Here is an 8,854-nt window from a genome sequence, read left to right on the forward strand (position 1 = left end):
CATCGCATGAGCGGCGTCGGTGTCAGCGATGTCAGCGGTGTCGTCGAACGTGACGCGAATCGCCCGGATCTCCGTTCTCGCGCGTTCGAGCGTCAACGGGTGCGGTGGCGCCGGCGTTCCCCGTGTGTGCCATGGTTGGGCCCGTGCCGGTGACCAGAACGCCACGAGGCGTGATCGGAGTGGGTTATGAGGGCCAGGACGTGGAGTCCTTCGTCCGGGCCCTGACCACGACCGGTGTCGGCACGCTCGTCGACGTGCGTCTCACGCCGATCTCGCGCAAGCGGGGCTTCAGCAAGCGCGCTCTCGGAGCGGTGCTCGCGGACGCGGGAATCGAGTACCGCCACCTCCGCTCGCTCGGCAATCCGAAGGCGAACAGGCCGGGATTCGCTGGCACGGAGCGAGAACTGTTCGAGGCGCGCGAGCGTTACGGTCAACTCATCCGCACTCCCGAGGCCGGGGCCGCTCTGGACGAACTCGCGCGGCTGGCGCGAAACGGCCTGGTCGCGGTGATGTGTTTCGAGGCTGATGAGCGGCGCTGTCATCGGGACGTGGTGCTGGGCGAGCTTCACCAGCGTCTTCGGCCCGTCGGCCTCCACGGGTGACGCGGCGGGCAGAACACGCCGAGAACGCTGTAGGCCTGTTGTCGCTTGGCCTGGTTCCCCACGAAGAAGATGACGTCCCTGTCATCGCCGCACATCTCGTTTCGAAACCGCTGTCGCAGCCGGGCGGCGAGTTCCGCGTCGTCGATGTCTCCCCATTTGCGCTGCGCGATGACCCAGTCCTCGTCGAGGATCTGTTGACGGTGCGTGCCGCACGTCCGTTCCTGGCAGCGGTATCGGTACCAACCGCGCATTCGCGGCGCTTTCGGTGCGACTCGCGGCGTGTCGTCCAGGTCCGGATGCCGCAGATAGTGCGCGATCTTCGACTGTTCGTCCTCGGACCAGCCGGGGTGGTGTTCGACGTTCACGTCGAGGATGCTGCTGGAACGAACAGCCGCCAGCGACCTCGCGGGTGGATTCGTCCGGAACTTTTCGAGGACCTCGCACATCGAGTCGCCCACGAACGGGATCACGTGCGACAGCCGGTTTCTCCACCCCTGGATGCTCCCCTCGACGGTGATGCTGGGCAGGTCCGGCAGCCAGCTCTCGATTCTCGGATCACGCCGGGAGGGTTTCGCGCGTAACGCGACGACGTCGTACTTGGCGAACCGCTGGTCCGGTCGGAGAAGATGCCAGACCACCGGATACAGCCGGACCCAACCGGGGTGTTCGAGGTCCAGTCGGAGTCCGGCGACGCACACGGTTTCCCCGTACGTCGCGTGCGGGTTCGGCGCCGCCTTCACCGTGACCACGAGCCGCAGAGGCCGCCACTGGTCATTCTCGGGTTTCCGGTCGTCCGCGTGGTCCAGCCCGAACAACGTTCCCTGCGTCATTCCGCCTCCCCGTGCGGCCGCGAGGTGGAACTCCTGTTGCCCAGCGTGCCGGCGTCACCTGGCCCTGTCGTTCCGCCAGGCGAAGGATGATCGTTTGCTGGTCGCTCTTCCGGCGGCTTCCGGCCCGGCGGCGCGGTGTGCGAGGTGGCACGGGCGGCGGGACGCGAGGGGGGCGGTCGATCTGCCGCTCGCGGAACGCGCGTGGGGAAAGTGGTTGCGGAGCGCGGGAAGGATGGGTGTCGCTGGAGTTGGGCCGCTCGGGGGAGGCATGCGGCGTGGTGGGCGTTCCGTTGGAGGTTCCCGACGAGTTGGCGGCGGCTCATCGGAAGTACAACGGTGAGTCGGGGCGCGTGTGGATCGAGCGGTTGCCGGAGCTGGCGGCCGGATTCCTGGAGCGGTGGGGCCTCCGTCGCGACGGGCCGGTCGCCCATGGGCTCGCCGCGCTGGTCCTGCCCGTGACGAGGCAGGACGGCACGCCAGCGGTCCTCAAGCTCCAGCCGGTGACCGAGGACCACGTCGGCGAGCCGGTGGCGTTGCGGACGTGGGATGGGCGGGGCGCGGTGCGCCTGCTGGACCATGATCCGGAGACGGGCACGATGTTGTTGGAGCGGTTGGACGCGAACCGGTCCCTGGCTCACGTGCCGGACGACATGGTGGCCCTGCGGACGCTCTCCGAGGTGCTGGCCCGGCTGGTGGCCGTTCCCGCGCCGGCGGGTCTGCGCGCCCTGGGCGAGATCGCCACGGCGATGCTGGAGAACGCGCCGCGGGCGCTGTCGGTCCTCGGTGATCTCGACCATCGTCGTCTGCTGGGGATCTGCGCGGGGGCGGCGCGCGAGCTGGTCGGTGAGCCAGGCGATCGACTCCTGCACTGGGATCTGCACTACGACAACGTGCTCGCGCCGCTGCCGGGATCAGGGCGTGATCCGTGGCTGGCGATCGATCCTCAGCCGCTGGCCGGCGATCCGGCGTTCGAACTGCTGCCCGCGCTGCACAACCGGTGGGACGACGTGGTCGCCGCGGGAGACGTGCCGCGCGCGGTCCGCTGGAGGTTCGACCTGATGACCGAGGTGCTGGGGCTGGACCGACGCCGGGCGGTGGGGTGGACGTTGGGACGGGTGCTCCAGAACTGCCTCTGGGACGTCGAGGACGGCCGGACCGCGCTGGCTCCGGTGCAGGTCGCCGTCGCCGAGGCGCTGCTGCCGGGTCTAGCCAAGTAATTCCTGGTTCGGTCAGGGGTCGTTGGCGGTCAGTGATCGGGGGACGGGTTGCCGGGTGGCCCGGTTGTGCCCGATCGCGGGAGACGTGGCCCTTGCCGGCGATCATCAGCAGACCGGGCGGTCGGCGAGTGGACCCGGGTCGTGGTCGCAGATCGCCGTGAGCACCTGCCACTCATTGATATGGCCTGTTTGACCAGCGGTAACGCCGCGCACGAGCGACGGTTGCAGCCGGACTGGCCGGGCGGATACGGGAAAGCGCCAGGCATCCGGGAGGGGCGGGAGCCGCAGCCGCCGAGCCTCGCCAGGTGATCCGAGCAATGCCGAGGTCACCGCGAGGGTGACCAGCTCGGCATCGGCCGGTCTGGGGTGGTCTGCCGATGCGTGACCTACCCGCGAGGCGGTCGTCGATCTTGATGGAGAGCGCGGCGTGAAGGGTGTTCAGGTCTGTCGTCGCATACAGATCTTGGGCAGCCTTCGTCCGTCTCCGGCTACCGCCTCGACCTACGCATGACTCGGCCAGCCCGGCGGGGTCAGGTGGCGAGGTCCCCGACGGCGGGTGATCATGGCTTTCCCCGGTGCCCGATCCGGTGGCCGGCGGCTCGGAACCGGCCCGAAACGCCGTGGGACAACTTGTCGCAATGGTTGGGTTTTTGCAAGACTTCGCCGCATGAGTCCAGTCCGGAGGGGCAAAGACCTGCCGATCTACAACCGGTTGCAGGTCCTGCGCGCCGAACGGGGACTCACCAGGGCGCAGCTCGCCGAGGCGGTCGAGGTGAACCCGCAGACGATCGGCGCGCTGGAGCGGGGCGACCACTACCCCAGCCTCGACCTCGCCTTCCGGATCTGCGCCGTGTTCGGGCTGCCGGTCGAGGCGGTGTTCAGCCGCACCCCGTTCCAGCCGCTGTCCGAGCAGGTCTACGGGGGCTGGGGCGAGCGGGCCTGAGCCGGGTCCGCCGTCGCGGACGGGGGACGAGCCGGCAGGTGAACGGCCGTCACCGGTTCGAGGGGAAAGGAGCGGGCGGCGCCCGATCTCCGGTTGCCCGCCTGGTCACCCCGGGTTTCCCTGACGGCGAGAACTGCCCGGAGGGAGCGACCATGCCAACCCGGAACGTCGTGCGTGCCATGGTGGTCGGGTTCGCCGCCACTTCCCTGCTCACGGCCGGCTGCGCCAGCCGGTCCGAGGAGGGCGGCGCACCGCAGGCCCCGATGACCACCCACGCCAGCATGCCGCCGAGCAACAGCTCGCCGCCGCCGCTGGCCAGCCGACGCGCGAGCGCCTCCGCGGCCACGAGCGCGGCCGCCGGGCCGAACAAGATCGGCGAGAACGACCTGCGGCGGGCGGTGGAGGCGGCGCAGGGCCGCTCCTCCGACGCCCGGCTGCTGGCGGCGGAGCCGGAGACCGCGGAGGGCAGGAAGGTGTGGCGGGTCGCCGTGCTGACCAACGAGCCCGCCGTCGCCGCCTACGACGTCGACCCGCGCACGTTCAACGCGCGCCAGCGCAACCAGCCGCCGGCCGACCAGCCGTGGACGCGGTTGCGCGAGATCGCCAGCGTCGACTGGACCGACGCGGTGGCCATCGCGACCGAGCAGACCCAGGGCACGCTCGCCAGAGTGCGGCTGGACAACGTGGCCGACCAGCCGGACCGTCCGATGTGGAAGGTCACGGTGCTCAGCGAGGACCAGAAGGTCGAGTACGAGATCGACGCGCAGAACGGGAACGTGCTGCACCGGGAGATCGACCGGCGTGAGGGCGACGACTGGAGCTAGCCGACCGGGGTGAACACCACCGGCAGCTCCAGCAGGCCGTGCGCGCGGTAGGACGGGCGCCACCGCGGCCCGGTCTCGGGCAGGTCGGGGGCGAGGTCGGGCAGTCGTGTCAGCACGGCGCCGAGCGCGACCTGGGCCTGCACCCTGGCCAGGGTGGCGCCGAGGCAGAAGTGGACGCCGTGGCCGAGGCTCACGTGCTGGTTGTCCGTCCGGTGGATGTCCAGCTCGTCGGCCCGGTCGAACCGGTCGGGGTCGCGGTTGGCGGAGGCCAGCGCCAACAGCACGGTGTCGCCCCGGGGGATGTGGACGCCGCCGATCTCCACGTCCTCCAGCGGGAACCGCCGGATCGCGAGCAACGTCGGCCCGTCGAAGCGCATCAGCTCGTCCACTGTGGACGGGATCAGGTCGGGGCGGGTCCTGAGCCGGTCGGCCAGCGCGGGCCGTCGGAGGACGGCGAGCACGGCGTTGCCGATCAGGTTGGCCGGGTTCTCGTAGCCGGCCATCAGGGTGAGGAAGGCCAGCGAGGTCAGCTCGTCCTCGGTCAGCCGGTCCTCGGCGTCGCGCGCGGCGATCCAGGACGAGAGCAGGTCGTCGCCCGGGTTCCGCCGCTTCCGCGCGACCAGGTCGGCGAGGTGGCGGGCGATCTGGCCGATGGCGGCGCGCATCTCCTCCTTCGCCCGCGCCGGATCGTCCCGGTTGGGGGCGAGCATCGCGCTGGTCCAGCCCCGGAAGTCGGCGCGGTCGGCCTGGTCGACGCCGAGCGTCTCGCAGATCGTCATCGCCGCGAGCGGCACGGCGAAGTCGTTGACCAGGTCGGCCCTGCCGCGCGGGGCGACGGCGTCGAGCAGCTCGTCCGCGATCGCCTGGATCCGGTCCCGCATCCGCTCCACGTAGCGGGGGGTGAACGCCCGGGAGACCAGGCGGCGGATCCGGGTGTGCTGCGGCGGGTCCATGTTGAGCAGGTTCGCGTCGAGGGCCGGCGGCAGCCCGAACCCGGTGAAACCCCGACCCTCGGCGTTGGCCTTGTCCAGCGAGAGCCGGGGGTCGGCGAGCGCGGCTCTGACGTCGGCGTAGCGGGTGACGAGCCAGGCGGGGGCGCCGTCGGGCGTCGTGATCCGGTGCACCGGGGCCTGTTCCCGCAGTCGGGCGTAGCCGGTGTGTGGATCGGCGATGAACTCCGCGTCGAAGGGCATGGGCGGGGCGTCGGTCATGGCGGGGCCACCTCGGGTTCCTCGGGTGCGGGATGACGGGCGGGGGCGACGGGTCAGCGCGCCTCGGCCAGGGCGGCGCGGACGACGGGCGAGCGGCGGTAGGCGCGGGAGACGCGCACCAGCCAGGCGATCTCCGTGCTCAGGTCGGCGCCGCCGGGCTGCTCGTGGCCGTCGGCGGGCGGGTCGCCGGTGGGCGGGCTGCCCCGCGCCTTGTCGCGCACGGCCGCCGCCAGCCGGGCGGCCTCGACGACGGCGAGCAGGTCGTCGGCGGGCAGCCCCGCCGCCCTGCCGAGCCGGTCGGCCACGGCCGCCACCCGGCGGTCGAGGTGGGGCCGCAGCGCGAGGCGGCCGTCGCGGATCTCGATGACCCGCCGGTAGAGGTGGAAGTCGAGGTCGCGCAGGCGCAGCCACTCCAGCGCCCGGAAGACCGGGGGGTCCAGCACGACCTCGGGGCTGGAGCGCAGGGCGACGGCCCGCCACAACGGGGTGAGCCGCTGGTAGTCGAGGTAGCGGCGGGCCAGGGCGGGGAGCCCGGACAGGTGGGGTCCCCAGGCGGGCACCGTCAGGCCGATGACGACCAGGAGGGCGCCGACGCTGGCGCACAGCGGGGCCAGCACCTCCCAGGGGCGCATGTCGAGGCCCACCAGCGGCGCGACGACGTTGGCGATGCGGACCGCGCAGTAGCCGAGGCCGACCGCGGCGCCGACGGCGGTGGCGCGCAGGCCCCGCCGCAGCCAGGGTCGGGGCGCGTCCCGCGCGTAACGCCAGCCGATGCGCGTCGTGTCGACGAGTCCGACGGCGAAGGCGGACACATAGAAGACGAGGTACAGGGCGTAGTTCGGGTTCGCCGAGTAGTGCACGACGAAGTCGGTGCTGCGTTCCTCGCGCGGCGCGGTCGTGCCGAAGAGCACCGTCATCACGGCCAACGCCACGGCCACGCCGAGGAGACGGCGGCGGACCTTCACCACCGCCCGCTCGCGGGGGTGCACCCAGAACAGCAGCATCACCTGGACGGTCGCGCTGAACGCGACGACGCAGCCCTGGGAGACGAGGGTGGACAGGTTGGGCACGCCGACCAGGCGGTCCAGTCCTTCCCACACCGAGGGGGACGAGACCGTGAAGACCACCGCGAGCAGGAGGAAGGCGACGCACACGGCGGTCAGCGCGGGGTTGCCGGCCTGGCGTCGCCGGTCCCGGAGCTTGTAGAGGAAGGCCGTCCACGCGGCGGCCGCGCACAGCGGGTAGAGGACGTGGTGCACCCCGTCACTCCGCCGTGGTGTGTTCCAGCGAGCTCTCGATCCTGGCGACGACGCCGGCCTCCTCGGGGGGAACGGCTCCGGCCGGTGGGGCCGGGGCGGGCCCGCCGCGCCGCGCCCGTTGCAGGATCATGGAGGCGATCATCTCAGCCTCCTGCTCCTCCTCGGCGGTGTAGTGCGTCCGTCCGAGGACGCGCGCGACCATGCGCGGGTCCAGGTGCGGCAGCAGGAGGCGGGAGGCGTCCTCGCCCAGCACGGGGGCGGCCTCGTGCTCGCACAGCAGGTGGCCGAGTTCGTGCAGCACGATGTGTTCCTGGTGCAGTGGGCTGGTGCGCTCCTCGTAGAGGACGTACTCGGCCGTCCTGGTGGAGATCCACAGGCCGCAGGGCCCTCCGGTGGGCATCGCCAGCGGCAGCAGGTGGATGACGCGGCCCCTGACGCGGCCGATGCGCTCGCACAACGCGCGGACGTCGAACGGCTCCGGCATGTCGAGCGCGCGCACCTGCTGCTCGCAGCGTCGCCGCAAGCGCTTGCGATCCATGCGGTCACCGCCCAGGTCCCGGTCGTGTCGCTGCCACACCGCGACGACCGTCCTCATGACCGAGGGGCTTCCCGCGCCGTGGTGCCTCTCAGTCTCCCCCGTCCGAGTCCTGGGACAAGCCCTCCAACTCGCGCACTCGTTTGATCATTTCCACGATGGAGTCGAGGCTGCGGGAGGACAGGCCGGCGGCGCGCAGGGCGACCTTCTGCACCCCGGTGTCGCGTAGCGCGTTGAGCAGTGCGATCTCGGCCGCGACGTCGGCGGCGGTGGCGTCGTCGAAGAAGTAGGCGGGTGGCACCCCGAAGAAGGCGGCCAGCGCCTCCAGGTGCTTCATCGTGGGGTTGTCCCGCTGGCCCTTGCGGAGCAGCCAGATGTAGGTGGCCGAGATGGTGGCGCCGCCCTGGTCGCGGATGGCGGCGGCCACCTCCTCGTTGCTGTAGGGTCCGCGTCCCGCGGGGTGCACGGTCTCGAACAGGTGGTTCAGCTTCTCGGCCAACGTGCGCGGGGCACGCTCGCTCCCGGCCATGGTGACACCTCCGAGAACCGACACAGCACCAACTGCCTCAACTGAGGTGAAGGTTGTACCACCCTAGCGCTCACACAGGTTGACACGCTGGGGCTTTGACTGGTTACATCGCGCTCACCCGCATCAACTGGTGTGAAGCGGCGACCGCGAGGTCCCCCTGCCCGTCTTCATACCAGTTGCGAGGCGGGCACAGGAGGACGGTGGCGCGGGCGGCGCCGGCGAGGTGGGCGGTTCTTGGGGGTTCGCCCACCCGACGTCCGTTGTCGTGCGGCCCGGTCCCGACCGGGACCGGGCCCACGGCATGTATACACCTGGTGTTCAGCTCCTCACTCCACGACAGCGGCGTCGGCCGCTCGGCGGTCCACTCCCCTCCGTGTGGAGTTCGAGGAGTGTGCGAGGCGGGGGTTCGGAGCAGGTCAGGGTTTCCCCCGCCGTTCGAAGACCCCGTGCTCCTCGGAGAGGAAGCTGACGGAAGCACGACAGCTCAGCGGCGTCGGCCGCGCTCGTCACGCCTCCGATCGGGTGTCAGTTGGTGTTGCTGGCCTGGGCGGTGGGGACGTGTCCCGTGCTGTCACAACCCGGCACACACGCCCGGCCATTCACCGAACACCCCACCACCGGCAACCCCGACAACCCCCGCACCGACACACCCTCGATCTGCTCCCGCACCAACTCCACCACCAACTCCGCGAACCGCGCATCCGCCCCCACCGACACCGCCCGCGCGAAACCCAACCCCAACTCCCCCGCACGCTCCCGCGCCTCAGTGTCCAGATCCCAGATCACCTCCAGGTGATCCGACACAAACCCGATCGGACACACCACCACCCCCGAAGCCCCCAACCCCTTCACCGACTCCAGGTGATCCACGATGTCCGGCTCCAACCACGGCACCGACGCCGGA

Annotated in this window: 10 protein-coding genes; 4 read left to right on the plus strand and 6 right to left on the minus strand. The window is 71.2% G+C overall.

The annotated features are described in order from the left end of the window. Window positions 1–143: 143 nt before the first annotated feature. On the plus strand, window positions 144–602 hold the full coding sequence (locus LX15_RS17290) for a DUF488 domain-containing protein (RefSeq protein WP_253670631.1): 459 nt from the start codon (window positions 144–146) through the stop codon (window positions 600–602). Here LX15_RS17290 and LX15_RS17295 read toward each other — a convergent pair. Beyond that, window positions 566–1,432: a DUF8757 domain-containing protein gene (locus LX15_RS17295; protein ID WP_253670632.1), complete on the minus strand. Its 867-nt coding sequence runs from the start codon at window positions 1,430–1,432 to the stop codon at window positions 566–568. The genes LX15_RS17290 and LX15_RS17295 overlap by 37 nt on opposite strands. Window positions 1,433–1,707: 275 nt before the next feature. On the opposite strand from LX15_RS17295, the gene LX15_RS17300 reads away from it, so the two are divergent. The 3 genes from LX15_RS17300 to LX15_RS17310 all read left to right on the plus strand — a co-directional run bounded on the left by LX15_RS17300 (window position 1,708) and on the right by LX15_RS17310 (window position 4,416). Beyond that, complete coding sequence (locus LX15_RS17300; RefSeq protein WP_372502745.1) at window positions 1,708–2,649, plus strand: aminoglycoside phosphotransferase family protein; 942 nt, start codon at window positions 1,708–1,710, stop codon at window positions 2,647–2,649. A gap of 667 nt (window positions 2,650–3,316) precedes the next feature. Continuing rightward, window positions 3,317–3,592: a helix-turn-helix transcriptional regulator gene (locus LX15_RS17305; protein ID WP_253670634.1), complete on the plus strand. Its 276-nt coding sequence runs from the start codon at window positions 3,317–3,319 to the stop codon at window positions 3,590–3,592. A 152-nt stretch (window positions 3,593–3,744) separates the two neighbouring features. After that, window positions 3,745–4,416 carry a PepSY domain-containing protein gene (locus tag LX15_RS17310; RefSeq protein ID WP_253670635.1) on the plus strand — a complete coding sequence of 224 codons (672 nt, stop codon included), beginning with the start codon at window positions 3,745–3,747 and terminating at the stop codon, window positions 4,414–4,416. On the opposite strand, the gene LX15_RS17315 is transcribed toward LX15_RS17310, so the two are convergent. From LX15_RS17315 to LX15_RS17335, 5 genes are all read right to left on the minus strand, one after another. Further along, window positions 4,413–5,627, minus strand: coding sequence for a cytochrome P450 family protein (locus LX15_RS17315; protein WP_253670636.1), 1,215 nt, complete (start codon window positions 5,625–5,627; stop codon window positions 4,413–4,415). The genes LX15_RS17310 and LX15_RS17315 overlap by 4 nt on opposite strands. Window positions 5,628–5,680: 53 nt before the next feature. Continuing rightward, window positions 5,681–6,886, minus strand: a complete 1,206-nt coding sequence (locus LX15_RS17320) for an MAB_1171c family putative transporter (protein ID WP_253670637.1) — start codon at window positions 6,884–6,886, stop codon at window positions 5,681–5,683. Between the two features lie 4 nt (window positions 6,887–6,890). Next, complete coding sequence (locus tag LX15_RS17325) at window positions 6,891–7,424, minus strand: ImmA/IrrE family metallo-endopeptidase (protein ID WP_253670638.1); 534 nt, start codon at window positions 7,422–7,424, stop codon at window positions 6,891–6,893. 88 nt (window positions 7,425–7,512) lie between these two features. Next, entirely contained in the window at window positions 7,513–7,950 is a 438-nt protein-coding gene (locus LX15_RS17330; RefSeq protein ID WP_253670639.1) for a helix-turn-helix domain-containing protein, read from the minus strand. 525 nt (window positions 7,951–8,475) lie between these two features. Then, on the minus strand, window positions 8,476–8,854 hold a 379-nt coding region (locus tag LX15_RS17335; RefSeq protein ID WP_253670640.1), incomplete at its 5' end, for a ferrochelatase.

The organism is Streptoalloteichus tenebrarius (assembly GCF_024171885.1).
GTDB lineage: Bacteria > Actinomycetota > Actinomycetes > Mycobacteriales > Pseudonocardiaceae > Streptoalloteichus > Streptoalloteichus tenebrarius.

Coding starts and splice junctions, on each gene's coding strand:
- LX15_RS17305 (WP_253670634.1), top strand. CDS start 3,317: ATGAGTCCAGTCCGGAGGGGCAAAGACCTGCCGATCTACAACCGGTTG.
- LX15_RS17315 (WP_253670636.1), bottom strand. CDS start 5,627: ATGACCGACGCCCCGCCCATGCCCTTCGACGCGGAGTTCATCGCCGAT.
- LX15_RS17330 (WP_253670639.1), bottom strand. CDS start 7,950: ATGGCCGGGAGCGAGCGTGCCCCGCGCACGTTGGCCGAGAAGCTGAAC.
- LX15_RS17295 (WP_253670632.1), bottom strand. CDS start 1,432: ATGACGCAGGGAACGTTGTTCGGGCTGGACCACGCGGACGACCGGAAA.
- LX15_RS17325 (WP_253670638.1), bottom strand. CDS start 7,424: ATGGATCGCAAGCGCTTGCGGCGACGCTGCGAGCAGCAGGTGCGCGCG.
- LX15_RS17310 (WP_253670635.1), top strand. CDS start 3,745: ATGCCAACCCGGAACGTCGTGCGTGCCATGGTGGTCGGGTTCGCCGCC.